Origin of the sequence: Paenibacillus sp. XY044, from assembly GCF_002257645.1 — a bacterium.
GTDB lineage: Bacteria > Bacillota > Bacilli > Paenibacillales > Paenibacillaceae > Paenibacillus_AQ.
On the sequence record NZ_NQMO01000004.1, the window covers coordinates 86,041 to 112,150 of the forward strand.

Genomic DNA, 26,110 nt, shown 5'->3' on the forward strand with positions numbered 1-26,110 from the left:
GGTCATAAATCAACATTAAAGGATCCAATAGGCAATATTCTAAAAGACGACGGAGCAGCCGACGAATGTCGGATGATAACAACATTGTCCAATTGCCGACGAGCAGCCGCCTGGCCTTCAACTTGTTGGAGTAACGGCAGGAGAATTTTACTCCATCACGAATTATTCAGAATTGGTCACTTTGGGGCGTCGTTTGAGTTATGCACCATATAGTTCATTTTATCGACAGTTGAATCTCCAATCTCAACTACTGCTTGATAGGTTGATATCCACGGGTATGCTATGCTCATTTCGACAGGACTCTTCATCCATATTTAATAAGGAGGTTTTAGAGTGTCAACAGAGAAAAAAGCTGCGCACTCCGCGTGGTCAAACATCATGTACTCCATGCAGTTGCATTGGCGGGCGAGGCCGCTTACGTTGATTTGCTGTGCCGTCTCGGTGCTTGTTGGCGTCGGTGTGCCTTTTGTAAGCATCTATATGCCTAAAATTGTCATCGACAACATTACTGCTGGAGTCACGCCAAGCGAGTTTATACTGTCGGTGGGCATCATGGCGCTTCTCCTGGCAGCGCTAAACAGCGCTAAAAGCTACGCCGATCTCATCACCCATGAATCTGTAGGTACCATCAGCATATTGAAGCACCTCCAAACCATCATGCATAAGCATCTAAATATGGACTACGAGGTGCTAGAAAGCCCCGGATACGCAAAACTGGGCGAAAAGGCGTGGCGTGCCATGCAAAGCAATCACTCTCCCGCCTCCAACATACCGAGAAACCTATCACAGTTTCTCATGAACGTATTGGGTTTTCTTGTATATGGAACAGTTATCGTATCGGTACATCCCCTTATTATTCTCTTTCTAGCCATTTCGGCCGGGATCAATTGGCTTGCGCTCTCTCGCGCCCGAAAAGTGGAGAGGGACACGCGAGAAGAGCGGTCAAAGCTTCAAGGAAAACTCTGGTATCTCCAGAAGGTATCGAAAGAGCCGTCCGGGGGCAAAGACGTACGTCTATATGACCTCAGCAGCTTAATCCGCGGTATATTTCAAAATGTACTCGGTTCCTCAAGCGAAAAAGAGAAAAAGGTAGCGACTGGCGATATGAGGGCTCAGTTATCAGATGCGGTGCTCAGTCTGATTCGTGATGGTGCCTCGTACGCGTTTCTTATTTACTTGCTGATGAACGGCGAGATGACATTGGGCAGCTTCGTGCTGGTATTTGCCGCCATTGGCGCGTTTGCGGGCTGGTTGTCGGGTATTTTGACCAGCTCAAGCGAGCTGATCCGTTCCTTAAGTGAGCTGTCAGATATACGAGATTATCTGGATGTCCCCGATCTTTCAAATACTGGCGCCGGCCATGCGCTGCCGTCCGGCGATCTCCTTCCTCCCACGATTACATTAAGAAACGTTGGATATACCTATCCGGAGGCCAAGGAACCGACCCTTTGCAGCATCGATTTTGAGATCAAGCCGGGAGAGCGTATCGCCATTGTCGGGGCGAACGGAGCGGGCAAGACGACGCTTATTAAGCTTTTATGCGGACTTTATAAGCCAACATGCGGGGAGATTACGCTCGGCGGCGTCGACATCACTCGATATAACAGAGACGAATATTTTTCGCTATTCTCAACGGTATTTCAGGATATTCATCTCTTCTGTAGTGATATTGCCGGCAATATCTCGCAGCAGTCCCCGGATCAGACTGACTACGAGAAGGTAGAGAAATGCCTCGTCATGTCCGGACTTATGGATAAGGTAAAAGGGCTTGAGAAAGGTGCATCAACGCTTCTTGTACGTCGGGTGCACACCGACGCTATCGAACTCTCGGGCGGCGAGAGGCAGAAGCTGGCACTGGCTCGCGCGCTGTACAAAGACGCGCCGGTTATCATTTTAGATGAACCTACGGCTGCGCTTGACCCGATCGCTGAAAGCGAGATTTACCAGCAATATGCAGAACTGACTGCAGGGCGAACATCGATCTACATCTCCCATAGGCTGGCAAGCACGCGTTTCTGTGACAGGATTCTATTAATCGACGGCGGCGGCATCGCCGAGTGCGGCACGCACGACGAGCTCATGAGATATGGCGGAAAATATGCCGAGATGTTTAACGTGCAGTCTCACTACTATAAGGATGGGGAGGTGACCGATCATGAAGGAGCGTTCCATCTGGCGTAACTTGTGCCGCGGATACGGCATCGTAAATCGCTTAACGCCAACCTACATTCCGCTTACCATCGCCTCATCTTTTATTAAAGCGGTTCAGCCTTTAATGGTGCTCTTCCTGTCTGCCCAGATCATAAACGAGCTGGCCGGCGACCGCGACACCGGGCGCATTACGCTGTATGCCGCACTTACTGTAGGGCTTGCGTTTGCCGGTTCCGCTATCAATGCCGCAGTTAATCGCCGGATAACGACCTTAAACAGTACGTTGTGGGCGCGTTTCTACTTTTTCCTGGGCAATCGATATATGCAGCTGAACTACGATCAAGTGGAAGATACGATGAATAATGAAAGGTTAGCGGATATTGAAGCGAAGACGAACGGAAACGGACTTGGCATTCTGCGCCTGCACTACAGTCTGCCGGAATTATTACAGCCCCTTTTTGAACTGATATTATCTATCATACTGGTTATCGGGATGTTCACATCCGCTTCTTCCTTCGAGCAGACGTTTATAACATCACCGTATGCTACCGGTTTGCTGATTCTTCTCATCCTGTCTATGATTCCCTTTACTTATTTACTCAAGAAGAAGGAGGAGAGGATTCAGAAGAAAGTGTTTGAGGATAACCCGAAGTCAAACACCTATGTGCATTTTTTTAACGAATATATGCAGGCAAAGAATGCCGCCAAGGACATTCGACTATATAAACAGGCGCCCGCGATAGAGGATCACTACAATAAATCGGTTGGAGCGGAGTACTGGTACCGCATTTTTGACTTGATCGGAAAAAACAACGCATTGGCAGCGGCAATGCAGGCCGTACTAGGCGGCTGCGTGTATCTCTTTATCGGTCTGCGGGCGCTATATGGCATGTATCCCATAGGCAGCGTGGTTCAGTACATCGGCGCAGTGACGGGCGCTGTAGGTGCGCTGGCCAAGCTGGTCTCGGTTGTGGGCAATTTTATAACAAACAACCCTTATCTAACTCTCGTGTTCGAGTATCTCGACCTGCCGGACAACATGCAAAATAGCGCTAGCAGCAGACAAATTCCGCAAGAAGGACTAGAATTTGAGTTTCGTGACGTCTCGTTTAAGTATCCTGGGTCCGACAATTACGCCATCAAGAACCTTAGCATGAAATTTAATATCGGCGAACGGCTTGCCGTCGTGGGGTTGAATGGCAGCGGCAAGACGACTATGATTAAGCTGCTATGCCGGCTTTATGAACCTACGGAGGGCGTTGTTACGTTAAACGGCATCGATATTAGGGAGTACGACTATTCGGCATATATGGGCGTATTCAGCGTTGTGTTTCAAGATTTTAAACTATATTCGTTCTCACTTGGCCATAACGTTGCCGCATCCGAAAGTTATGACGCAGCATTGGCGGAGGAGTCACTTATCCTGGCGGGGCTTGGAGAAAAGGTCAAGAACATGCCGGAAGGGCTTCAGACCTACCTGCATAAGGATTTCTCTGACGACGGCGTGGAGATTTCAGGAGGCGAAGCGCAGAAGGTGGCTCTCGCAAGGGCGCTGTACAAGAACTCGCCTTTCGTGATATTAGACGAACCTACGGCGGCGCTGGACCCGATCGCAGAGTTCGAGATTTATTCCCGATTTAATGAATTAATCGGCGGTAAAACGGCAATCTTCGTCTCACACCGGCTCTCGTCCTGCCGATTCTGTCATGACATCGCCGTGTTTCACGAGGGTCGGCTTATTCAACGTGGCTCCCATGACGAGCTCGTAGCCGTCCGGGACGGGAAATACGCTGAGCTTTGGAATGCGCAGGCTCAGTATTACGTTGGGGCATAAGTATGTGTCGGACGACAAGTACATCAATACAAAGAAAGTCGCATAAACTGCGGCTTTTTATTTTATGTATAGAGGTTCTTATCTCTTGCTCAAGACTAGATTTTTTATACAAAGCTGATGGCCGCGGGGTATTAAACTAACGGGCAGTATAGTGTGGAAAACTTAGATTGATAAAGATGTTAGTGGGTATTAGGCGAACATCTTTTCTATAATAAGTTTAACTAATTTACCATACCCGAAAGCTTGGTGAATAGATTATGGCGATGAAAAATAGGCAATTCGATGAATACATGAATTACAGCTAAGAGAACTGGGTCCGATAAGTAGGGAATAATCATATTTCACCAAAAGCAGCTCCTGTGTCCGTAAGACTGCGGAACGAAACAGCATTTTTTTGATCAGCAGTATTTGGGCGGGCGAAATGTGGGATTAAGCGAATGTTTGTGTGATTTATTCTCAATCACTCACAACAAAACCGGTACAAGCGTCGTCAATACTAAAGAATGGAAAATAGTTTCTGAGGAGCGTGGACAACAGTTGCTTAAAAAGATGGCTGTTACTCTTATATTTACGACGATGGTATTCAGTACAAACGTGGCGGGGCAATCTCAAGCTGCCAGTGCGACCGCTATGCAGGCGCAGACAGGCGATCAACTGTATCCGATTGAAGTTAACGGAAAATACGGTATCATCAACGGCAAAGGCAAGGAGATCATCGAGGCGGTGTACGACGGATACGGGTATTCAGGAGTATCCGGAGGGACGGTGTATGTCGAGGACCATGCGGCTAAAAAGCAATATTATTTCAGTTCGGCGGGCAGCGAACTGTTCGAATACAAGCTGAGAGATGCCGGCATTCTTTATAATGACCGTGCGCTGTATACGACGCAGGTTCAGAACACTGACGGAGGTACGGTGACACGGTACGGATATATAGACAGCCATGGCAAGGTTGAGCATACAGCCCATCTACGCCCAGGCGTCTAATTTATCCGAAGGTCTGGCTCGGGTCAATGTGGGCAAAGCATCGGGGTACATCAACACGAAGGGCGAGCTGGTCATTCCATACCTGTATAGCTCGACGTCCGATTTCTCCGAAGGTATGGCAGCCGTAATGCTTGTTTTCGGCGGCAAATACGGCTATATCGACACCACTGGCAAGCTCCGCATTACACCCCGGTATGATCACGCCACACCGTTTTCAAACGGGGCGGCAGTAGTTTACGTGAACGGAAAATACGGGTACATCGACAAAAACGGCAATTACCTGCTAACACCGCAGTTCAGCATGGCGCAGCCGTTCTCGGAAGGACTGGCTTTTGTCGAGCGTAATGGAGTCACCTTCTATATCAACAAGAAGGGCACCAAAGTCATCCAGGGCTTTACAGCCGGAGGTTTGTTCAAGGGCGGCCTGGCTCCGGCCAGCCAGGGGCAGAGGTACGGTTATATCAATACATCCGGCCGCTTTGTGATCAAGTCGCAATTCTATTGGGCAGACGCTTTTAACGGCGAATTGGCGGTGATCAGCTTGCTCGTTCCGAATTCGCGCGAGGAAATCAGAGGGTACGTGAACCGCAGCGGAGCGATCGTCTGGCCGCCGGCTTCCGAACTTCCGAATGGAGTGACAAAACTACAGTAAGGCAGAACAACCGAGCTTCACGGATTGTATCGGAAAAAGAGCGCATTACAGCTAATGAAATTATCGAAACTAACTTGCCGTTGGCAACTGCTTCATTTTTCGTTAAGCTAACGGGCAGTTAAACCCAATATAGAAAGTGTGATAGATGTTAATATTGGGAAGGTAGGGGGTGTAAATATGTTTAAGTTTATATTAGGAGTGGGAGTTTATTTTTTTGCAACTTTGCTTATGAGTTATTACTTTGTAGGGGTTAGCTTTATAAAGTCCATACAGATGGCATCTCTTATTACAATAATACATATTTTAATTCATTTTATAGATAGGCTCTACAAGAGGAAAACTAATAAATAGTGGAGAACGATAATTGGGTGAAATCATGGGGAAGTGCTACGGCAACCACTCAACATGGAACAGTTTGCGGTTGGCAGCTGCGCCTTTTCTTTAAGCTAACGGGCAGGATCGTTCAATCGTTTCTCGAATATTTTCTGAGTTTGGTCATTTTATGAACTTTGTGAATATAACGTTATCTGAAAGATACGCAAATCTTATAGGTGAGGGTGATTCGTTTGAAGCAAGGACTCATTGTGTTGATGAACGGAACTTCAAGTGCAGGAAAGACGAGTATTTCTATGGAACTGATGAATCAGAAAGAGATTCTTTTTCATCATTTATCAGTAGATGATTTTATCAAGGATTTTTTTAATCATAAATTTTCAGATATTGAACCTACAAGAGAAGTAGATGAGCAAGTTATCGCACAAATCATGTTTGATCCCTTAATCTCAATGTACTATTCGACAATTAAATTGTTATCAGAAATGGGTTTGAATGTAATAGTAGATACTGTAATCGAGAATGACAAGTCGTTTAATGAGTGTCTTGATCTATTTTTCAATCAGCCTACATTATTTATAGGTGTAATATGCTCGAAAGAAGAACTCATTAGAAGAGAGCAAATAAGGGGAGATCGAAATATTGGACTAGCAGCTTCACAGTTCAGCAAAGTATATAGCATTGATGAATACGACCTCGAAGTAAATACTGAAGAGATGAATCCAACAGAATGTGCCGAAAAGATATTAAGTTTTATGAAGTCCGATCAGCATTACTCGGCATTTAAGAAATTAAGTAAAAGAGATATTAGTGGTTCCTTAGAAGGCGTTTCCATTAGATAACACCATTCAAGCATCGGGGCTATCGCGCCTCGGTCTGCCCGAGGGATTTCGGAATTAAGCTATCGGGTAACATTAGTTGAAAAATTATTGAAGAGTAAGTCAACATTTTTATTAATGTTGGCTTTTTCTGTCGTATCCGGGCGATACTGTGTAACAAGAGCTAAGATAATCATCCGAATTGAAACTAAAATTAATGACAATAATAGCTAATAGATAAAAATATAAAGGATGATATCATGATTTATATCTATAATGACTATGGTGGGACACATACAACAGCTCTTGCAGCTGCTTATCATTTAAAAGAAATCACCCAATCAGAACGAAAACTAACTAAAGAAGAAATATTAAATGTTAACTATTTCAATAAATTAACTAAAGATGATTCTGGAAAAATCATTTTTCACGGGATGGACGAAAATGGAGATTCAGTATATACAATAGGACGAAAATCCTCCAAACTTGTTGTTCCGGCATTAGAAGACTTAAGCTTGTTACTACAAAGGAAACATCATTTTCAAGAAAAAATAATATTCTCTAATACGTCACCGACTGTACCGTTCGTCATGTCCATTGGGGGGTTCTTTTCAAGAGGATTAAAAATCGATTTCATAGGTGTTCCGTTATTAATTATGGGTGCAAAACAGTGCTGCGATAATATTTTTCAGTTGGTTGAAAATACGAAACAAACAGCGAAGTCCTCTAATGAGGAAAAAGTAATCATTTTAGAAAATGAAATATATAAAAAATAATAGTCAAATGGGATAAATACGTTGAGGCAACAGTTAATGTTGCTCTTTGTTGTTAAACACCCGGACGATATTGTGCACATTCTAGCTTAATTCCTAATTGAAGTAACGGGTAACATTTAGTTGAGAAAATATTGGCGAGATAAGTCAACATTTATAAATGTTGGCTTTTTCATCATTTATCAATAGATGGCGAAACAGGATTTTATAACACCTTATGTCGAAGAAAAGAGGAAGTAGACTACTTTCTGAAAGGAGTCATTTGGTATGATTGTAATCCCTGATACTTTTATTGAAAGAATGCACGAACTCCACGGTAAGCAAGGCGTAACATGGGCGGAAGCGTTGCCTGCGTTGATTGCCGACTGTGCAAGCCGTTTCGACTTTATCCCAGAAGCTCCGTTTTCCGATTTATCCTATAACTTCGTGATTCGTGCAAAGCGCAGCAATGGGAAGCCCGCCGTCCTCAAGTCATCTTTCATGAAAGACGAGCTTTCTAGGGAAGTTAGTGTGCTTCGTGCTTATGCGGGCCGGGGGGCGATTCATGTCCTAGATGCAGACGAGGAGTGGGGCGTGGCCCTGCTAGAAGGTGCCGACCCTGGCACACCGTTGTCATCAATTGAGGATGATGCGCGTGCGACGGGTCTCTTTTGCGAAGTATTTCGCCGCCTTCACCTTCCTGCACCAACCGGTAGTCGGTACCCGTCCATGAGGCAGCATTTTGCGGCAATCGAGCGATACCGCGAGCGATTCGAGGATGTGAATATTGCCGCGCCACTGCCTAATAACTGGGTGGAAAATGCCGAAGAATGTCTGTCGTATCTCATAACGACCACGAGTGAGAATCTCCTACTGCATGGCGATCTGCATCATGAAAACATCCTACGCCATGGCGAAGAAGATTGGGCTGTCATTGATCCCAAAGGCATCATTGGTGACATCCATTTTGATACTATCCAGTATCTGCTAAATTATGAGGATCGAGGCGGTGACTGCGAACAGGTTCTGCGGAACCGGATTGCGATCATAGCCGATCGTCTCGGCCTGGACCCTCGCCGAATCGCAATGTGGGGTGTGGCGCGAGGCGTGCTTGAGGCGTGCTGGACGATTGAAAACGGAGGAACGGATTGGGACAGAGGCATACAAATAACGGAACGCTTTGCCAAGTGCCTGCATTGAGATCTATACAAAGTGGGGGCCCAAAGGAGGACTTATTCCGCATAAGGAGGTCGTAATATGCCTTTTCCAACGCACATCGTAGCCGCAGGTGGATTTGTGGAAGATGAGCAAGGAAATATCCTTTTAGTAAAAACTCATGACGGTGCTTGGGTTTACCCTGGTGGTGGGGAGTTAGCTGTTTCTGAAGAAACAACCGATAGCCGTTGGGTGGCGAAGGAAAGAGTTCTTGATTTCATTACACATCCAGCTATTCGCACTCGCTATCAGGCTTATATTGACTTTAACGGATCGGTAAATTACATAGAGTATGTAACGAACCCCGAGTTCCTAATCAAACTCCAAACAGATATATAGAAGTAGATTGTTTCTTGTTACACAATGTTGCCGGAGGACAAAAACTTTGACCCATTGAAGTCGCTACTAAAGCGGCTTTTTTATTTTATCGGTACAAGTTCTCACTGCTCTTATTCATTACGTTAACAGGCAGGTTAGTTATAAAAGACTATCTCAGCGTTCCGAAAAAACTTACATCAATAAGTAGATCTTTGCGCTATATAATTAATTATTAGAAACGACATGAATTCTCCAAGGAAACTTAATTGTACACAAATAGTTGCGATATGAAAACGTAGCATAACTATACTTCTGTTAAGAGGAGGGATCAGATGGATTGGCTCACGAGGATGCATCGAGCGATGGATTACATCGAATTGAATCTAACCGGCAAGATCGAATTGAAGGAAGTTGCTCAATGTGCCTGTTGTTCTTCACATCAGTTCCAGAAAATGTTCTCATTCATTACAGATGTGTCTCTTGCGGAATACATAAGGAGAAGACGGCTTACTCTTGCTGCGATTGAATTGCAGAATAGTGATATGAGAGTTGTTGACATTGCTATAAAGTATGGTTATGAATCTCCGGTTTCATTCGCAAGGGCTTTTCAATTGTTGCATGGTGTTAATCCAGCAATGGCTCGAGAAGAAGGGACTGACCTCAAAGCCTATCCTCGGCTTTCCTTCCTTATTTCAATTAAAGGAGAAAAGGCTATGAACTATCGTATCGAGACAAAAGAACCCTTTCAAGTATTCGGAATCGAAAAAGTGTTTCAATTAAACGGAGTAGATACTCCAGCAGAATTATGGAAGCAAAGCCATGCTAACGGCGAGGTTGAAAGGCTTACGGACAATGCAGGCGATCTACCAGCTTTTTTAAATCAGGACTATCATAAAGTACATGCTGTTTGTAGCTACAAAAAAACAGAAGAAGGTAGTTTTCCGTATATGCTGTCCGCATTTGAAGGAGATTCAAGCAAAACTGATGGGTACACAAGTGTAACAATACCCGCTCAAACATGGGCAATTTTCCCCTCTGATCCGTTCACATGGGACAAATTTGATGAAACAATTGAGACATTATATAAACGATTCTTCTCCGAGTGGCTTCCTACTGCTGGATACGAACAGGTCGATGGAATGGAATTTGAAGTTACAGGAGTTAAAGACGGATTTAATTTTGTTGAGCTATGGTTTGCAGTAAGGAAAATAACTTAGGTGTAATTGTCTAAAAACATCTTCTTTGATTATATTCAAATCAGATAGAGTAGTTTTCAAGTTGCAACTGCTCTTTGTTTCGTTAAGCTAACTGGGAACGATAGCTCAATAAAGACAAGAAGCCAGCCGATTACTTTGACCGGCTGGCTTTATTCAACTAACGGGCAGTTTAGCGCAACATTACTTCACACTTCTCGTCATAATATTAGTTCACTAAAATATTCCAAGAAAGGAATAGAATATTATGAAAAAGGTTCTCACAGGAATTTTCGCTGCATTCATTTTATCTATCTCTTCACCTGCATACGCGGCAGATATGCAAATAAAAGTTGGAGGTATTACTATTGCCTCCGATGTGAAGGCCGAAATTAAGAACAATCGAACAATGGTGCCTTTGCGTTTTATCAGTGAAAATTTGGGAGCCAAGGTCAACTGGTCGGGTTCGGAAGTTACACTCGCAAAAAGCGATATGCGGGTAATCTTAAAATTGAAGAGCAATACAGCCGTGAAAAATGGTAAACCCGCGCTGCTCGATGCAAAACCATATATCAAGAATAATCGCATCATGGTTCCGCTTCGCTTTATTGCCGAAACGTTTGACTGTAGCGTCGAATTCAGAAATTCGACAGTAAATGTTGAACCTGCTCCATTTGTTCTAGACGGTGTGAAAGTGAAGGCATTGAATTACGAAGTTTACTATACAATGGGCAGCACAGTAGAACAAATTGATGGGAGTGCCTATCACGAAGCGATTTATCATCTTTTTGACAACAAAGGAAGTAAGGCGAATGCCCCTGCTGCGTACACATCGAGTGTTATAGAGCTTACAACGGGGGACTATTACATGAGTGGAAAGTTTGATTTTTTGGATCAAAAAGGGAACAGCATCAAACAATTTGATCTCTATACTTTATCTCATTCCGAGGGCAATCCCGATGTTAGGTTATATGATGCGACTGAAAACCAATGGTATTTATTTACCTATTCAGCAGTCCAATCGATTGATCAGTTCATTGAAACTGCCGGACGGAACGGTTTTTTGACGACGATCAGTGATACAAATCCATAAGGCCACATTTTTTCTTATTACGAACGTTAACGGGAAACAAAAGCTATATCATGCACGACGGCAGCCGGGACCAAATAATCGGCTGGCGTCGTTAATTTTACGGGCAGGATAATGGAGTGATTTTGGTGAATTTCTCCTCAAGGTTATCGGGTGAGAGTCGTATCTTCTAAACGGCGGTTTCATGTCGCGAACGAATTGAAATTCAATAATTATAGAAATAGGCAAATGGGTGGTGGGACAACTAATGGATCATAAAATTCCTTTATTTATCGTAACAGGTGCAAGTGGATCAGGGAAAACATATGTCATCAAGGAGCTACGGAGAATGATGCCTGATTTTGATATATTTGACCCTGATCATCTTATTGAATTTCTTGGGCATGATTGGGAGAAAATCCGAAATATTTGGCTTCGGGTTGCACGGAATATCGCTCAAAGTGGACGCATGACTATAATATGCGGAACCATGATGCCTTGGGATATTGAAAAATGTGCGGATTATCCTTTTTTTAAGCATGTATATTACCTAAACCTGCATTGTAATGAAGAAACTCGCGAGAAACGTCTACGTGATAGAAATTGGTCAGAGGAAGAGATTCAAAACCACAAAAACTTTGCTAAACGATTGCTTGAAATTGCTGATGAGGTCTATAACCCGCCTATGCCTACGATTGATACAACAGATACTGATGTAACCGAGGTTGCCTCTCAGATCAAAGAGTGGGTTCTCCAATACGCTTGAAGTAATGGGACACGATAACATTACGAGATAACAGACAGGAACATGCAACCAATTGATTTACAAAGCGTTATTTCCTAACGAAGAGCAAAGATACAAGGATGTCTAAGGGGGGATTCCTTGAGGGTTAGAATCCTTTTAGTAATCGTGCTTATTCTCTCTGTAATAGGGCTTAGTTGTTGGATTTTATTTGTACATAATGAAAACCAGTATACTTCCCAAATAACAATTAAACAAATTCCAGGAGTGTTACGAACAATTGATTTGCCTGACATGCCTCAAGAATGGGAACTAGAATCCATCAAGAAGTATGATGATGGATTTATAAGTCCCATAGTTATTGTCAGTTATAAAAATGGAGTAACGGTCCGACTCACTAGTAGCGCGTCATTTACCTTTACACATGAATTTGTTAAACAGAAGCCACCACAGAGATGGAAACAAAGAGTTGATTATTACCGGAGCGATGATTCAATTGCTTATGTATTCACTTTAAATAGATTGACATATGCATTTTCCGCACCAATACATTTACAAGCTGAGATTGATAAAATGATGAATAACATGTTGAAATTAGGCTAAATGAAATAGATGAAAGGATCTGCTCGGCAGCTCCTCATTAGTAGTTGTTCAATGAAAATAAAGCTATACAACTTCTCCATTTTTTATCAAGCTAACGGGCAGTTTAGATTAGCAATCTGTAAGAAACAACCCGAACTGAAATGCCCTAAAATGTAGTTTATATAGAAAACGCTTATGAACAAATTTAATTGGAAAGGAATGAAAAGCTAAATGGGAAATCTTGTTGTGCATATGTTCATGACCTTGGATGGCGTAGTTCAATCTCCCGGGTCGCCCAATGAAGATCGTGAAGGCGGTTTCGGCTACGGCGGATGGCAGGAACCTTATCGAGATCCGGTGACAGGACAACTGATCGCAGCTGATTATGCGAGCCTCGACGCTATGTTGATCGGACGTAAAACGTACGAAATCTTTGCGTCGTACTGGCCGCAGGCGCCAGACACCAACCCGTTCACCAAACTGATGAACGAGAAACCGAAATATGTCGCATCCCGGACATTGACCAGCGTCGATTGGAATAATACAAAACTGCTCGACGCGGATGTGACCACAAGTGTGCCTTTGTTGAAGGAGCGTTACGAGGAGGTGCATGTCGTCGGCAGCAGCGACCTGGTCCAGACATTATTGCATCACGAACTGATTGACCGAATGAACATCTGGCAGTTTCCAGTAATACTCGGAGAGGGAAAACGATTCTTCGGCGATGGAACGATACCGACGGCTCTGCAATTGCTTGAATCCAGAACGTTCTCCAAAGGCACGGTTCTATTGCGCTACGCGCTTGCGGGAGAACCGTCTTTTGGCAGCATGGGGTGAGATGATACACAAAGGAGTGGAGTTATGAAATTTCTGCTCACATCTGCAGGCATCAATAATAAAAGCATACACGATGCGCTGGTTGACATGCTGGGCAAACCCATTGCCGAGTCTAGCGCCCTCTGCATTCCCACCGCGATGTACGGACACCCCTGGGTCGGCCCCGGCGTCAAAGCCTGGCAGTTCATCAGCGGGAATTCCGAGAATCCCATGGTCGACCTGGGCTGGAAGTCCGTCGGCGTGCTGGAGCTCACAGCACTGCCAAGCATCGCCGAAGACCGCTGGGTGCCGCTGGTCCGGGAGACGGACGTACTGCTAGTGGCGGGCGGCGACGCCCTCTACCTGTGCCACTGGATGCGGCAATCCGGGCTGGCAGACCTCTTGCCGTCGCTGCACGCAGTCTATGTGGGAATGAGTGCGGGGAGCATGGTGATGTCCCCTAACATTGGGGAAGACTTCGTTGGCTGGACTCCACCCAACGGTGGCGATGAAACGCTGGGACTGGTTGATTTTGCAATGTTTCCGCACCTGGATCACGTGATGCTGCCGGGCAACACTATGGCTGCTGCAGAGAGATGGGCCGCCGGGATGCAAGGGCCATCGTATGCGATGGATGACCAGACCGCCATCAAAGTGATTGACGGAGCAGTCGAAGTTGTCTCCGAAGGGCTTTGGAAGCTGTTCTCGCCCTGATATTACTCCGCGGTTTACATATAATTGGTGCAACCGTAGTGGTATTTATTACGGTCGGTTTAGAGGTGTATTAGTCGAAAGGGAATGTTGATTACTTTATTCAACTAACGGAACACGATGGTTCAATCTGTAAGGAGCATTTCGCTACGGTGAAGTGCTCCTTACATTTTTTTCAATCAACAACCTATAGGTTAGTAAAGAGGTGGGGGATTCCAAAATTCGGGATAACAATGACGGAAAAATTCCTTGGTTAGCGCGACAGGACCTTTAACTGGCTCGATATCGTTCCAAGGTGAAAAGCTTCGTGAATCAGAGTGAAGTTTAACAACTCGCCTGGGGTGCTGAATTGGAACGATCCCAAGGAAAACGGAGCAGAAAGCTTCTCGCCCAGCATTTCAGGTGTCAGATCAGATATGCGGGACAGCTGCGCTGTTAACATTTCGATCAACTCTTCCTTCGATGGAGGATCAAACGTCCAGTCCAAGGGTTTTGTTCCTGTGTTAAACAGCGTTTCATACGAGTCCGGTATGACCGACGGGGAGCCAAAAATTAAAGGAGAATACTTATCCATCCAATAAATCATATGGCCGAGATTCCAACGGATTGTATTGTTGAAACCATCCGCTTGAATGTCGAACAATTCCTCAGGGATAGCTTTTACCTGCTGCAGCACCAATTGACGTCCGGTTTTTGCCGTGTTGATAATCATTTCAGACACGTCGATTCCCTCCTTTATAATGAGAACGATTGATACGTTCCCAGTGTAGGTCTCACGGAGTTTACCATCAATTCAGTGGGCATTACCGAAACGTTAAGTATGAGTTAACGATGATTCATTGACAGACAAATAAGATGGCATGACAATAATCATTGAACATTCATTCAGCTATGCAATGTGGAGAGCGGGTGTTAGTCATGGAGTTAAAACAACTACAGTATTTTATGGCGATTTGTGAAGAGCTTCACTTCACGAGAGCAGCCGAAAAGATGGGAGTCAGCCCACCCAACATCAGCCAGCAGATCAGGAGATTGGAAGAAGAGTTAGGGGTGCTGTTATTCGATCGCGTGGGGAAAAAAATAGTACTAACTGAAGCCGGAGCGATTCTTCAAAAACATGCTGCTGCCATGTTCGGGCATCTACAACAAGCGACCGACGCTATTGTTGATTTGAAGCATATGCAAGGCGGAGCGTTATCCATCGGCGTTTTGCCCGGTGACGCGGAATTCATGTTTAAAGCCTTTATACTGAACTTCCATCAGACCTATCCCACCATCTCCCTGTCCCTTCTGGAAACCATGGAAATAACAGAACAAGTTCTGGACCGAAGCATCGATTTCGGCGTAACCGTTGGCCCTGTTATCGATACACGTATCACGTCAATTCCCCTGTATCACGAGGAGTTCTCATTGGCGGTAAGTAAGAATGATCCTCTTGCCACGGAGTGCTTCATCCCCTTAAACAAACTGCATACCTTTAAGATGGTCATGTTCCCGCCCGATCATCAATACCGCATGCTGATTGACCGCTTTTGCATGGACCAAGGGTTTACTTTGCAGCCGCATATGGTGTCGACAACGTTATCCTCCCTCCTCCAGATGGTACAGAGCGGAGTTGGCTCCTGCATTCTGCCGAAAATGCTGCTGGACAATCTTCATAATTCAGACATCAAAGTTTTACACCTGAGGCATCCTACGCCATCTCAGGACTTTTGTCTGATCTACCGCAACGACAGATATGTCGGATACGCCATGCGCACGTTCATCAAGACTTTGAGATCTTACATCGAGACCGCTATCAATCATTCGAAACCTTAGGGGGTAACGAACCTGAATTTTTGTATACCAGTCGGTTTTTATTACCTCAGCAGACTTTCTGATCGGCTGCTTTTTTCATTAAGCTAACGGGCAGGATAACGCAACAATATCCAAACATTATCGTTCTAATATAGGTAATCTTAAAAAGATAAAAAAGGAGTTTGGTTAATGAAAATGCGGGGGATTCTCACCGTTGTTTTGTTGTCAATAGGCTTGATCGCACTTAACGTTCCCGTTAACGCGGTACCTTTTCCCGATTCTGTACAAGTAGGGTATCCTGATGGAAGTAAGGCGACATTAAGCAATGGAGATTACACGATAAATAATGGAAGTACCTTGGTGAATCCCGCTTATATAACGGGCGTACTCCCTTTTATTGTGCCAGGTAAAGGGATCTGGTGGGACAATACGAAGAAAACTTTGATAATTGCTTTTACCGATTCGGATGATTACATAAAGAAGCGATTTGCGATAAAGATCGGGGAAAAAGAATTTATAGATAACGGCAAGATCTTTGAGCTTCGTCAAGAAGCGGTTTTGGATAATGGCCGTGTGTATTTGCCAATCAGAGAAATTGCAGAGGCTTACGGGAATACAGTTCATTATACAAAGAGTAACGGATTAATCAACATTCTTATTCAAAAATAAACTAAAATCCTGCAACAAAACAAGATTTGGAGGAAAAGTATGAAAGATCAGCGTTCGACTTACAATATCCAAAATGCTATCTTAATTTTTAAGATGAAATAGAGCGGTTGAAAGTACAAGCAACGATGGGTTGGCAGAAAGAGTTTCGAACCTTACAGTGGTACGGATTGCAAAATGGTATGAGTGTATTGGAAGTTGGTAGTGGACCTGGATATGGCTTTGAGTTGGATAGTTTCGCATGTGTTCTCTGAATATCCGGAAGCGATCCGCATTGAAGGACATACCGGAGTAGATAACACGGCTATGCGGGCTCTGTTTGCTAAATCGTTGTTTGTGTTGGAAGCATATCATCGTAAATCTTGGAGACAAGCAGGGCTATTGTTCGACTCCGTCGGTTACGTGGTGATTAGGGTAGACTGGGAGAACAATCAGGTTACACCCATTCCCCGGTCGATTAAATAATTAATAGAACCCACCGTTTCTTTGGAAATCATGGATTTCCAAGAGAAAAAGAGAACAGGGGGTAAGGCGGAGGAAACCTAACAGCGCCTAACTGAGTTAATGGCTTCGTCCCAACGAGGGACGAAGCCATTAGTTTTATTTGAGGAACGGGACAGCTCGCTATATAAAAATTGCTGATTTATGTTTAAGGTATATCTTCAATGCACGCCATGCGGTATGGAACACCCATCATAGGTGCGACTTGGTCTGGTGATCGGAATCAGGAAGCATTCCTCACGGTAAATCTTCATAATACCGCGGCTGGCGCGAGCGCATATTTTACTTGTGTCAGCTCCTCGGAAACCGTCCATAACCGCCGCGCGACTGCTTCGTCATGCGAGCTGGCACTCGAAACGACCTTCTTGGGGTAGCCGCGCAATTCGAGACTCGTTGGCCCAAAGTAATCTCCACCTCGGACGTCTGGCGCAGTGGCTGCATAAAGGGTCGGCAAAACACCCATTTTCGGGGCCTGCGCGAAAATCGGATTCAGTCGTCGCATCATGTTGGAGTGCCGCAGCGCATTGGTCGCTGACCAGCCTGGATGCGCAGATACTGCCAGCGTTGATTGGCCTGCTGTAATAAGCCGACGCTGCAGCTCATAGGTGAACAGCAGATTCGCCAGCTTGCTCTGAGCATAGGCACGCGCTGGCTTGTAATTCCGCTCCGAGTTTAGATCATCAAATTGAATTATTCCCGACCGATGCGACAAACTGCTTACTGTCACAATGCGTGCGCCTGGCGTTGCATCCAGCATATCCAGCAGCAAACCGGTCAGGGCAAAGTGTCCCAGGTGATTGATCCCAAATTGCTGCTCGAAGCCCTGCGCTGTCTTCCTGTAAGGCGGCTTCGCCACGCCGGCATTGTTGATCAGGAGATCAAGCCGATCGTAGTTCTGGCGAAAGGCCGTCGCAAAAGCGTGGACGCTCGCCAGATCGCCTAGATCGAGCGCCCTTACTACGACCTTGCCCGGCGGCTTAAGTGCCTTGATCTGGTCCACGGCAGAGTTGGCTTTGGCGATACTGCGGCAGGCCATAATGACCGTCGCCCCTTGGTTGGCTAGCGCCCGCGCCGCCTCCCAACCAATCCCGCTGTTTGATCCGGTTACAATGGCCACTCGTCCGGTCTGATCTGGCATGTGGTCTTCTGTCCATGTTGTTGTCATGCGGTTTCGTCCTTCCTCTGTTCAATCCGAAAAACTAGAGTGAGTGTTCATTTCAAATGCTAAGTAAAAGACTAGCGTTTCATAGCATCCCAGCAGACCGACGACAACGCTTACTCAATGGTGACCTTATCCAGGTGAATTTGCTGCGTCATGTAGTGGTCCTCCTCAAGGTCGGCGATGAGTCCGGTATGTGCTCAGGTACAGAGTGTTTAACCAGCTGCGAGCTTGGACACGAACTTAGATCTGAGAGCCGCCTCCGTCCACAGGGAATTCGGCTCCGGTTGTGTAAGTCGCGTCGAACGCAAGGAATGCGGCTGCTTTGGCAACCTCGAGGGGTTCACCGAAACGCAGCATGGGGATCTGCTGACTCATCTGAGCCTTGGTCTGTTCTGCAGCTTCGGCTGGCATCGATCTGTCCATGATACCGGTGTCGATAGGGCCGGGGCTGACCGCGTTGACGCGAATCTTCTGCGGCAACAGCTCACGGGCCAGACTGCGAGTCATTGAGCGCAGCGCTGCTTTACTGGCCGCATACGCATTGAGCATCGGGATGCCCACTGTGTTCGCGATCGAAGTGGTGAACACCACGCTGCTTCCTGCGTTTAGCAACGGGGTCAGTCTCTGCACGGTGAAGTACGGGCCTTTGGTGTTGATTGTTAGTAACTCGTCGTACACTTCCTCGGTCATCGACTCGAAGGGGATAAAGCGCGTGATGCCGGCGTTTATGAACAGGGCATCGATCGTTCCAAACTCGGCCTTTACCCGGTCGGCCAACTCGTCGATATCCGTTAACGATGCGGCGTCGCTCAGCACCGCGACCGCGTTGTTGCCAATTTCTTCACGAGCCGAGTCAAGCTTAGCCTGGGTACGACCGGTAATCAGAACGCGTGCTCCTTCATCCGCCAGCAGCTTCGCTGTCACGAGGCCGATCCCGCTGCTGCCTCCCGTGATCACTACATTTTTGCCTGCGTATTTGCTTGCTGTATTGTTGTCCATCTTCATCGTCCTCCCTTGGTTTATCCTGCTAAACGAACGGTCAAATGCTGGTTAAGAAGCCTTTACTTTGTACCCACGATTACCCAACAGTGTAGTAAAAACAACACTGTCTGTGCTAATCTTATCTAAGCGGTTTGGGTTATACAACCAGTAAAAAACCGTATTCGTGGCTTATCCAACACACCTACTCATTTGTTGGACTTAAACTTTCCTAAAACGTACGCTAACCAATATTTCCAAAAGAAAGAGGGAGGAGCATAGCATGCTGCCTAACACAAACGATCCCCGTGTGAAACGGACGCGTCAATTAATGATGCAAGCTTTTATGGAATTGCTTGAGCAGAAGAAGAATGTCTCTTCTATTACCGTACAAGATATTACGGCTTACGCGACCGTAAATCGCTCCACGTTCTATGCGCATTTTGAAGACAAATTCGCATTTCTTGAGAGCTGGATGAGGGAAAAATTTCTAGAGAAGCTGAAGGATGAGCTGCCTAACGCTGCTTTATCCGATATAGGGAGCCTGCGAACGCTTATTTTGATCGTTTTCGATTTTCTTTTCTGTACGCGTCCGTATATGACTTTAGCTGATCGTCAGTATGAACCGTTATTCGAGGTCGCGATGCAAAAGGAGCTATATGACCTATTATTTACCTGGTTAAGTGAACAATCGGAACCATCCGTGTCACGAGAGACGGTGGAGACTGCCGCCCGGATTGCAAGCTGGGGCATATTTGGATCAGCCCTCGAGTGGAGCAGACATCCGGAATTTAGATCGGCGGAAGACATGGCGAGAGAAGTTTTGGTGGTCGTTGCTGCTAGTTTAGCACCCGTAATGGGGGAATAATGTAGTGTGCGTACATGCGGCGCGATTAAATAGAGGGCTTGAAGCTCATATTTGTTGGACTCCAAGTTAACGGGCAGGTTAGTGAGATCAATTTATCAGGAGCAGGCGCCGCGGCGACCTGCTCCTGTTCGCTAAACTATTCTAAGGAATAGCTTTTCAATATGTAATTCTTGTTAACTCTCTTTTTCCGCAGATTCCAACAATGCCATCTTGTTTGCCAGCATCCGTGCCAGATGTGTTTGAACTTGCTCCAATTCATCTTTTTTTCTTTCGATCTCCTGCATCTTTTGACTAAGAAGCTCAATTTTCTTTGAAAGGGGAAGATCATTTACCTCATAAGCTTGGATCACTTCTTTGAGTTCCGCTAACGTAAATCCTACGGCTTGAACCTTTTTCATCATCAGAAGATGATCGACTGCCTCTTCGTAATAGTCGCGATAATTGTTTTCTTCCCGTCGAACATGGCGGGCATCCAGAAGTCCTTCTTTTTCATAAAAGCGAATGGCAGGCGGCGTTAAACCGGTCCTTTGTGCCAATACTTGGATTTTCATAAAAATCTCCTCAAAATGTTCTTGACCTTCAAGTGAACTTTATAGTTTATACTCTAAACGTCGAGCGACACTATGTCAAAGCATAATAAATGATTTAGACGAAAAACTCGGAAAGAAGGAGACACATGATGAGTACGATTCGCGCAATTGTTGTTGATCCCGCTGTACAAGGACTTCTAAAGGTCGACGAAGTTGAAGCCCCCCATCCAGCCTCGTCGGAAGCATTGGTTCGCGTTTATGCGATCTCGCTCAATCTTGGCGAGGTGCGTACTACAATAAGAGCAAATGCAGGGTGGCGCCCGGGGTGGGACCTATCCGGTGTAGTAGAACAATCGGCTGCCGATGGGTCGGGGCCTCCAGTCGGGGCTAGAGTCTTCGGAATGGTTCATTCAGGTTCATGGGCGGAACTTGTCGCCGTTCCAACGAATTTCTTATTAGAAATTCCCGAAAATGTTACTTTTGCTCAGGCTGCAACTTTGCCCGTGGCTGGACTCACTGCTTTATTTGCATTGGAGAGAGGCGGCGTTCTGCTTCATCGAAAGGTGTTAGTTACTGGAGCATCCGGCGGTGTGGGCCATTTTGCCTGCCAGCTGGCAAAGCAAGCAGGCGCTATAGTTACCGCACTTGTGCGACGCGAAGAGCGTGCGGCTTGTCTTCAAGAGATAGGGGTACACAAGGTAGTTGTTGGAGAAGACGTTGTTGCAGCTCAATCGTTCGGCCCTTATGACGTTATCGTCGATACGTTGGGTGGCAAATCGCTAAACATCGTTTCGACATTTCTTGTAAAAGGTGGCAGCTGTATTAACGTTGGAGCTGCAACAGAACCGGAAATGACGCTCCAGGCTAGACTTGAATCGGTACCGGATGGAGTGATCGTTCTTGATGGAATTCCATCAGAAGGTGTGTCAAAAGATCTTGGACGATTGGCTCAAATGGTTGCCGAGGGATTATTGCATCCGCAAATCGATCTAGAGGCACCATGGACCGAAATTGCAGAGGTTACCAAGAGCCTTTTGAACCGACGAATTGCTGGTAAAGCGGTGCTATCTGTCTTTTGATGTTACGTCTCAAAAGTTCGTTTATAAGATAGGTGGATGTATGGCTTGGACCGCATCCGTTCAATCGGTTGCTCATTTTTTGGTACAACGATTAGAGTTTGATGCTCAAAAAGAAGACAGGACTACACAAAGGCTGTCTTAGAAATAATCAAATCAATTTACCCAACTTCTCTCGAACAATTAGTTTCTAAAGAAACCAATGGGGGATTAAGCTAACGGAGAACGATAGTTGAATAATAAAAAATGCAGCCGCGTAAAAACCTTCAACCTCCTACTGTGAGGGAATGAAGGTTTTTTTCTTAACACTTCTTTCGTAAACAGAATATAGTTTCTGTTATTTTCGTCGTCTTCTGTATACAGAAGATGACGAGATTTGGGGATGAATAAACATGAAATGTATATTTATTGGTATATGCCTCTTTCGGAGGAGCGAGGATCGAAATCGAAATTGATGGGGCAGAAGCATGCGAAACTCCAGCGGATATCCGGTATACTTTATCAACAAAGTCCGACACGGATGAACTCCTTCGTATTCAAGAAAATTGGTACTGGGATGACCTTTCTGGATCTGGATTCGGAGCGTTTTAAGGAAGGAGAAGATCGCTTTTGGCGAGCCGAGACTTGATTCCAAAATCGATGTAAACACGCCTTGATGCATCAACATTTTTCGTTGGTTTTCCTTACCAAATATGACAACACAAGTGAGAGGGGAGGCCGGAGAACGGGGCAATCATACAAACCGTTCGGGAACTAGCGGAAAGCGTACATAGTCCAAACACAAGGGTTAAAATTGATTGAACACTCGTTCCGGGAAAAGGGCACAAAATGATAATCGAGGATCTTATTCAACCTATACATTTGTGTTAGAATTGTTTCAAATTGTAAACGCTTTATATTTTGCCCTTTGTGCGCGAAGATTTTTGCTGAGTGAGCGTGCAGAGTTGGTCGTACATGCCATCCATTTAAATTCATTATGATTGGGTATAAGGTGGTGCAAGATGTGCTGAAGATGCTCATTGTTGACGACGACAAGTTTGAACGGGATGGTGTCCGTTTTTTGGTAGAGAAATATGGATTTGATCTGGAAATTGCCGAAACGGGAAGCGGCGAAGGGGCGATTTCTTATCTGGATCACCATGACGTCGATATTTTGCTGTCCGATATCCGTATGAAGGGAATGGACGGACTGCAGCTTGCAGAGAAAGTACGGGAATCCGGACGGCCTATCAAGGTTATTTTCATGAGCGCCTACGGCGAATTCGAATATGCACAGCGCGCCATCAGCCTGGAGGCGGTACGCTATTTGCTGAAGCCGGTTCAGATTGGGGAGTTCATAAAGGTATTGTCCAATGTGATTCGGCAGTGTGACCAGGAACGGCTGCAGAAAGAAAAGCAGGAGCGGATGCAGGAAGCCTATTTGAAGGAGGTCCGTTATGAGAAGCAGAAGGTACTCACCAATCTCATTCTAGGGCAAACCCTGAAGGACCAGGTGCCGATGCCGATCACCAGCATATGCGACTATTCCTTGATCCGTATGCTGATGCTGACTTCGCGTAGCCGTCTGTTTGACCGGGAGGATTTTGAAGTGAAGCTAGCGGAGGAGGTAGGCCGTGGATCTGAATTGATTCATTTGAATGAGTTTCAGGGGCTGCTTCTCGTTGAAGCTGCTGCTGATGAGTCGGTGGAGGTGTTTACAGAGCTGGGTCAGGAAATCATCAATCGGGTTAAGGAAGATTACGGCCAGAACATGATGGTTGCTGTTAGCGGTCCGATTGACGAGGCCAAACAGCTGTATCAAGCGTACCAGGAGCTGGAGCCCCTTCTGGAGATTTCTTTTTTTCTGGAGGAAGGAGCCGTGCTGCAGGCAAACCGGACGTTCCTGACGGGGGAGGGCGATATGATGGCTTCCGTCAATGATGCCATGGAGGAAATCAAGCAGTATATCCAGCTAAGCCGCTGGAGTATTGTCAGACTGAGGTTCGAGCAATTGTTCGACACCGTGCAGAACTGCAAGCAGCTCTCCGTCGTCTACATCAAATATGTATGCATGGAGATCGTCAGATCGATCTCTGACGTAACTTCGAGCAATCAACCCGGCTTGTTCAAGAAAGAGCTTGAGAAAATTAATAACGCTGCCAGATTACACGATTTGCGCAGAGTGGTGCAGGCTATTTTGGATGAGCATATCCCCTCTGGCGAAAGTTACAGGGACGGGATGCCGAAGGCAATCGAGGAAGTCGTTCGAATGATACATACCAAGTACCAAACCGATCTGTCGCTGGAATGGCTGGCGAAGCAGGTCTATTTGTCTCCAAGCTACTTAAGTTATTTGTTCAAAAGGGAAAAAGGGATCAGTATCAACAAATTCATTACCATGTACCGAATGGAGAAGGCCAAGGAGCTGCTGCTGACGACGAACCGCAAGATTATCGATATCAGCCAAGATGTGGGATACAGCAATTTTCCCTATTTCAGTTCGCTGTTCAAAAGTCATTACGGCGTATCACCGTCACAATACCGGGGAGATGTGTGAGCCATGATGAGGGAGCGTCTGTGGCTATTTGACCGGATGCGTTTCAAGCACAAGCTGTTCATATCCTATTTGACGGTGATCATTATCCCCATTCTGGTGCTCGGGCTATACGCCTATCATCAGTCCAAGCAAATGTTGGAGTATCAGGCGCTGCAGGGAATTGAAAAGAACGCGGGCACGATCACGGAGAGCATTGAGAAGTCTCTGGAACGGTACAATCATACGATACAATCTATTATTTATAATGCGACCTTTGAGAAAATTGTGACGAACGACTATATCGACCTCGTTAATTTGTCCCGCGATCTGAACGGCTACTTGATGCCGTATTTTAACATGATGAAAAACATGGACCAGAACATTGAACAGATCACGTTCTACACTCAAAGCTCCGTTCCGGAATATGGAGATGCTCTTCTCTCCGCATCACGGGTTAGCGAGGAGCGGTGGTACCATGATGCCCTTCTGGCGGCTCCGAACCGGAATCAATGGTTTTTCGACGACGGATTGATCGTGACTGCGCAGTTCCCCAACTTTTATACGAAAGGAAATACGAACCTCGTCTATATGAGGATCAATTCGAAGGATTTGTTTAATTTATCGAATACACTGCAGGATAATGCTATTTTCATCGCAGATGAGAATCAGCGATTAATCTATGCCAATCCGAACGCTAAGCGGCATCAACACCTGCTGTCCGGGGATTTGTCGAATGAAGACGGTAGTATGATCAGGGACGGGCAAACTTCATTTTTTCTGGTCAAGAAGGAAATCCAGCAGACGAACTGGACCTTCTATTGCTTTGTCCCAACGAAGAAATTAACAGATGGAGCCGGCTCAATTATCAGGGTTACCCTGGGTTTGATTCTGATCTGCATTGCTGCGCTGCTCGTTATTATTTATATTTTCTCCCGAACGATGATTCGGCGCATTTATGCGCTCAACTCTATGATGAAGCGGGTAGAGATGGGGGATTTGAGCCTTCGGGTGGCAAGCACGTCCAGAGACGAGATCGGAGAGATGACAAACCGGTTCGGACGAATGCTGATCAGGCTTAATGAATTGATTGACGAATCCTACCGCAGCAAAATTGTGCAGAAGGAGGCGGAGCTGAGAGCGCTGCAGTGGCAAATCAACCCGCATTTTTTGTACAACACGCTATCTTTCATCAACTGGCAGGCGATAAAAAGCGACTCTCATGAGATCAGCCACGTGGTGACCTCTCTTTCGAAGTTTTACCGGACGGCGCTCAACCGGGGGAACAATATTACCTCCGTCAGGGATGAGCTCGAAAATATGAAGTCCTATGTGGAAATTATCCAGATCATGCGTGACTACAGCTTTGACGTTGAATATGAAATTGAGGAAGCGGTATACGTTTGCCACACGATCCATCTGATCCTTCAGCCGCTTGTCGAGAATGCGATCCTCCATGGCATTGACCAGAAGGAGGCGGGACGCGGTCTGCTGACAGTGAGGGCGAGAATATGTGACAACGCGATTGCCTTTGACGTGGAAGATAACGGGCCGGGAATGCCGCCGGATACGGCCGAGAGAATTTTGACGGTGTATTCCACCGGCTACGGGCTAAAAAATGTGAATGACCGAATACAGCTTCTATACGGGCCGGAGTACGGGATTTCCGTCAGCAGCCAGCTCGGGCAAGGCACGATCATGACCATCACCGTCCCGCAATATCATCAAAATACCATGGATGGATGATACGAATTTTGGCAGCTGACAAGCCCCATGAAGTCCGTAAAAAACTGAATCATTTCGAAAATATTTGATAATTTCTTTACTTTGAGCCTCTGCTATAGTTT

Annotated in this window: 25 protein-coding genes; 21 read left to right on the top strand and 4 right to left on the bottom strand. The window is 45.8% G+C overall.

Annotated features, from left to right (window positions below):
• The first annotated feature begins 333 nt into the window (after positions 1–333).
• From CJP46_RS17920 to CJP46_RS17985, 14 genes are all read left to right on the top strand, one after another.
• Positions 334–2,181 (top strand): ABC transporter ATP-binding protein, encoded by a 1,848-nt coding sequence (locus tag CJP46_RS17920; protein WP_094597001.1) that lies wholly within the window; start codon positions 334–336, stop codon positions 2,179–2,181.
• Entirely contained in the window at positions 2,156–3,985 is a 1,830-nt protein-coding gene (locus tag CJP46_RS17925) for an ABC transporter ATP-binding protein (RefSeq protein WP_094597002.1), read from the top strand. The genes CJP46_RS17920 and CJP46_RS17925 overlap by 26 nt, the downstream gene beginning before the upstream one ends.
• Positions 3,986–4,522: 537 nt before the next feature.
• A complete protein-coding gene (locus tag CJP46_RS17930; protein ID WP_094597003.1) occupies positions 4,523–4,972 on the top strand; it encodes a hypothetical protein in 450 nt (149 codons plus the stop codon).
• Positions 4,929–5,624, top strand: coding sequence for a WG repeat-containing protein (locus CJP46_RS17935; protein WP_094597004.1), 696 nt, complete (start codon positions 4,929–4,931; stop codon positions 5,622–5,624). The genes CJP46_RS17930 and CJP46_RS17935 overlap by 44 nt, the downstream gene beginning before the upstream one ends.
• A gap of 566 nt (positions 5,625–6,190) precedes the next feature.
• Positions 6,191–6,799, top strand: coding sequence for a chloramphenicol phosphotransferase CPT family protein (locus CJP46_RS17940; protein WP_094597005.1), 609 nt, complete (start codon positions 6,191–6,193; stop codon positions 6,797–6,799).
• 236 nt (positions 6,800–7,035) lie between these two features.
• Positions 7,036–7,551: a DUF3189 family protein gene (locus CJP46_RS17945; protein WP_094597006.1), complete on the top strand. Its 516-nt coding sequence runs from the start codon at positions 7,036–7,038 to the stop codon at positions 7,549–7,551.
• A 264-nt stretch (positions 7,552–7,815) separates the two neighbouring features.
• Positions 7,816–8,727, top strand: coding sequence for an aminoglycoside phosphotransferase family protein (locus tag CJP46_RS17950; RefSeq protein ID WP_094597007.1), 912 nt, complete (start codon positions 7,816–7,818; stop codon positions 8,725–8,727).
• A gap of 57 nt (positions 8,728–8,784) precedes the next feature.
• The gene (locus CJP46_RS17955; protein ID WP_094597008.1) at positions 8,785–9,081 is read left to right on the top strand and encodes an NUDIX hydrolase; all 297 of its coding nucleotides are present in this window, start codon (positions 8,785–8,787) and stop codon (positions 9,079–9,081) included.
• A gap of 341 nt (positions 9,082–9,422) precedes the next feature.
• Positions 9,423–10,277: an AraC family transcriptional regulator gene (locus tag CJP46_RS17960; RefSeq protein ID WP_256992413.1), complete on the top strand. Its 855-nt coding sequence runs from the start codon at positions 9,423–9,425 to the stop codon at positions 10,275–10,277.
• Positions 10,278–10,521: 244 nt separating this feature from the next.
• Positions 10,522–11,346, top strand: coding sequence for a copper amine oxidase N-terminal domain-containing protein (locus tag CJP46_RS17965; protein ID WP_094597010.1), 825 nt, complete (start codon positions 10,522–10,524; stop codon positions 11,344–11,346).
• A 244-nt stretch (positions 11,347–11,590) separates the two neighbouring features.
• A complete protein-coding gene (locus tag CJP46_RS17970) occupies positions 11,591–12,088 on the top strand; it encodes an AAA family ATPase (RefSeq protein WP_094597011.1) in 498 nt (165 codons plus the stop codon).
• A 117-nt stretch (positions 12,089–12,205) separates the two neighbouring features.
• The gene (locus CJP46_RS17975) at positions 12,206–12,667 is read left to right on the top strand and encodes a hypothetical protein (protein WP_094597012.1); all 462 of its coding nucleotides are present in this window, start codon (positions 12,206–12,208) and stop codon (positions 12,665–12,667) included.
• A gap of 210 nt (positions 12,668–12,877) precedes the next feature.
• On the top strand, positions 12,878–13,483 hold the full coding sequence (locus tag CJP46_RS17980) for a dihydrofolate reductase family protein (protein ID WP_094597013.1): 606 nt from the start codon (positions 12,878–12,880) through the stop codon (positions 13,481–13,483).
• Between the two features lie 24 nt (positions 13,484–13,507).
• Positions 13,508–14,176, top strand: a complete 669-nt coding sequence (locus CJP46_RS17985) for a Type 1 glutamine amidotransferase-like domain-containing protein (RefSeq protein ID WP_094597014.1) — start codon at positions 13,508–13,510, stop codon at positions 14,174–14,176.
• Between the two features lie 250 nt (positions 14,177–14,426).
• Here CJP46_RS17985 and CJP46_RS17990 read toward each other — a convergent pair whose 3' ends face one another.
• Positions 14,427–14,894 (bottom strand): DinB family protein, encoded by a 468-nt coding sequence (locus CJP46_RS17990; protein WP_094597015.1) that lies wholly within the window; start codon positions 14,892–14,894, stop codon positions 14,427–14,429.
• Positions 14,895–15,091: 197 nt separating this feature from the next.
• Between CJP46_RS17990 and CJP46_RS17995 the strand changes: the two genes are divergently transcribed.
• Positions 15,092–15,991, top strand: a complete 900-nt coding sequence (locus CJP46_RS17995) for a LysR family transcriptional regulator (protein ID WP_094597016.1) — start codon at positions 15,092–15,094, stop codon at positions 15,989–15,991.
• 168 nt (positions 15,992–16,159) lie between these two features.
• A complete protein-coding gene (locus CJP46_RS18000; RefSeq protein WP_094597017.1) occupies positions 16,160–16,639 on the top strand; it encodes a stalk domain-containing protein in 480 nt (159 codons plus the stop codon).
• Between the two features lie 748 nt (positions 16,640–17,387).
• Here the strand turns inward: CJP46_RS18000 and CJP46_RS18010 are convergent.
• Together CJP46_RS18010 and CJP46_RS18015 are read right to left on the bottom strand one after the other, a co-directional pair.
• Entirely contained in the window at positions 17,388–18,302 is a 915-nt protein-coding gene (locus CJP46_RS18010) for an oxidoreductase (RefSeq protein ID WP_094597019.1), read from the bottom strand.
• 237 nt (positions 18,303–18,539) lie between these two features.
• Complete coding sequence (locus tag CJP46_RS18015) at positions 18,540–19,298, bottom strand: SDR family oxidoreductase (protein ID WP_094597020.1); 759 nt, start codon at positions 19,296–19,298, stop codon at positions 18,540–18,542.
• Positions 19,299–19,560: 262 nt separating this feature from the next.
• On the opposite strand from CJP46_RS18015, the gene CJP46_RS18020 reads away from it, so the two are divergent.
• On the top strand, positions 19,561–20,145 hold the full coding sequence (locus CJP46_RS18020; RefSeq protein WP_094597021.1) for a TetR/AcrR family transcriptional regulator: 585 nt from the start codon (positions 19,561–19,563) through the stop codon (positions 20,143–20,145).
• Between the two features lie 173 nt (positions 20,146–20,318).
• Here the strand turns inward: CJP46_RS18020 and CJP46_RS18025 are convergent, their stop codons facing one another.
• Complete coding sequence (locus tag CJP46_RS18025) at positions 20,319–20,696, bottom strand: MerR family transcriptional regulator (RefSeq protein WP_094597022.1); 378 nt, start codon at positions 20,694–20,696, stop codon at positions 20,319–20,321.
• A gap of 125 nt (positions 20,697–20,821) precedes the next feature.
• Between CJP46_RS18025 and CJP46_RS18030 the strand changes: the two genes are divergently transcribed.
• From CJP46_RS18030 to CJP46_RS18045, 4 genes are all read left to right on the top strand, one after another.
• Positions 20,822–21,754, top strand: coding sequence for a zinc-binding dehydrogenase (locus CJP46_RS18030; RefSeq protein ID WP_218831039.1), 933 nt, complete (start codon positions 20,822–20,824; stop codon positions 21,752–21,754).
• A 379-nt stretch (positions 21,755–22,133) separates the two neighbouring features.
• Complete coding sequence (locus tag CJP46_RS36570) at positions 22,134–22,379, top strand: hypothetical protein (protein WP_179281209.1); 246 nt, start codon at positions 22,134–22,136, stop codon at positions 22,377–22,379.
• Positions 22,380–22,763: 384 nt separating this feature from the next.
• Positions 22,764–24,287 carry a response regulator transcription factor gene (locus CJP46_RS18040; RefSeq protein WP_256992434.1) on the top strand — a complete coding sequence of 508 codons (1,524 nt, stop codon included), beginning with the start codon at positions 22,764–22,766 and terminating at the stop codon, positions 24,285–24,287.
• A gap of 3 nt (positions 24,288–24,290) precedes the next feature.
• Positions 24,291–26,009, top strand: a complete 1,719-nt coding sequence (locus CJP46_RS18045) for a sensor histidine kinase (protein ID WP_094597026.1) — start codon at positions 24,291–24,293, stop codon at positions 26,007–26,009.
• Positions 26,010–26,110 lie beyond the last annotated feature (101 nt).

What these genes read in the sequence shown, in the direction of transcription:
- CJP46_RS36570 (WP_179281209.1), top strand. Translation starts at nt 22,134, where the DNA reads ATGAATAAACATGAAATGTATATTTATTGGTATATGCCTCTTTCGGAG.
- CJP46_RS17960 (WP_256992413.1), top strand. Translation starts at nt 9,423, where the DNA reads ATGGATTACATCGAATTGAATCTAACCGGCAAGATCGAATTGAAGGAA.
- CJP46_RS17925 (WP_094597002.1), top strand. Translation starts at nt 2,156, where the DNA reads ATGAAGGAGCGTTCCATCTGGCGTAACTTGTGCCGCGGATACGGCATC.
- CJP46_RS17985 (WP_094597014.1), top strand. Translation starts at nt 13,508, where the DNA reads ATGAAATTTCTGCTCACATCTGCAGGCATCAATAATAAAAGCATACAC.
- CJP46_RS17965 (WP_094597010.1), top strand. Translation starts at nt 10,522, where the DNA reads ATGAAAAAGGTTCTCACAGGAATTTTCGCTGCATTCATTTTATCTATC.
- CJP46_RS18010 (WP_094597019.1), bottom strand. Translation starts at nt 18,302, where the DNA reads ATGACAACAACATGGACAGAAGACCACATGCCAGATCAGACCGGACGA.
- CJP46_RS18000 (WP_094597017.1), top strand. Translation starts at nt 16,160, where the DNA reads ATGAAAATGCGGGGGATTCTCACCGTTGTTTTGTTGTCAATAGGCTTG.
- CJP46_RS18030 (WP_218831039.1), top strand. Translation starts at nt 20,822, where the DNA reads ATGATGAGTACGATTCGCGCAATTGTTGTTGATCCCGCTGTACAAGGA.
- CJP46_RS17950 (WP_094597007.1), top strand. Translation starts at nt 7,816, where the DNA reads ATGATTGTAATCCCTGATACTTTTATTGAAAGAATGCACGAACTCCAC.
- CJP46_RS18020 (WP_094597021.1), top strand. Translation starts at nt 19,561, where the DNA reads ATGCTGCCTAACACAAACGATCCCCGTGTGAAACGGACGCGTCAATTA.
- CJP46_RS18045 (WP_094597026.1), top strand. Translation starts at nt 24,291, where the DNA reads ATGATGAGGGAGCGTCTGTGGCTATTTGACCGGATGCGTTTCAAGCAC.
- CJP46_RS17945 (WP_094597006.1), top strand. Translation starts at nt 7,036, where the DNA reads ATGATTTATATCTATAATGACTATGGTGGGACACATACAACAGCTCTT.
- CJP46_RS17955 (WP_094597008.1), top strand. Translation starts at nt 8,785, where the DNA reads ATGCCTTTTCCAACGCACATCGTAGCCGCAGGTGGATTTGTGGAAGAT.
- CJP46_RS18015 (WP_094597020.1), bottom strand. Translation starts at nt 19,298, where the DNA reads ATGGACAACAATACAGCAAGCAAATACGCAGGCAAAAATGTAGTGATC.
- CJP46_RS18025 (WP_094597022.1), bottom strand. Translation starts at nt 20,696, where the DNA reads ATGAAAATCCAAGTATTGGCACAAAGGACCGGTTTAACGCCGCCTGCC.
- CJP46_RS17935 (WP_094597004.1), top strand. Translation starts at nt 4,929, where the DNA reads ATGGCAAGGTTGAGCATACAGCCCATCTACGCCCAGGCGTCTAATTTA.
- CJP46_RS17970 (WP_094597011.1), top strand. Translation starts at nt 11,591, where the DNA reads ATGGATCATAAAATTCCTTTATTTATCGTAACAGGTGCAAGTGGATCA.
- CJP46_RS17995 (WP_094597016.1), top strand. Translation starts at nt 15,092, where the DNA reads ATGGAGTTAAAACAACTACAGTATTTTATGGCGATTTGTGAAGAGCTT.
- CJP46_RS17980 (WP_094597013.1), top strand. Translation starts at nt 12,878, where the DNA reads ATGGGAAATCTTGTTGTGCATATGTTCATGACCTTGGATGGCGTAGTT.
- CJP46_RS18040 (WP_256992434.1), top strand. Translation starts at nt 22,764, where the DNA reads ATGCTCATTGTTGACGACGACAAGTTTGAACGGGATGGTGTCCGTTTT.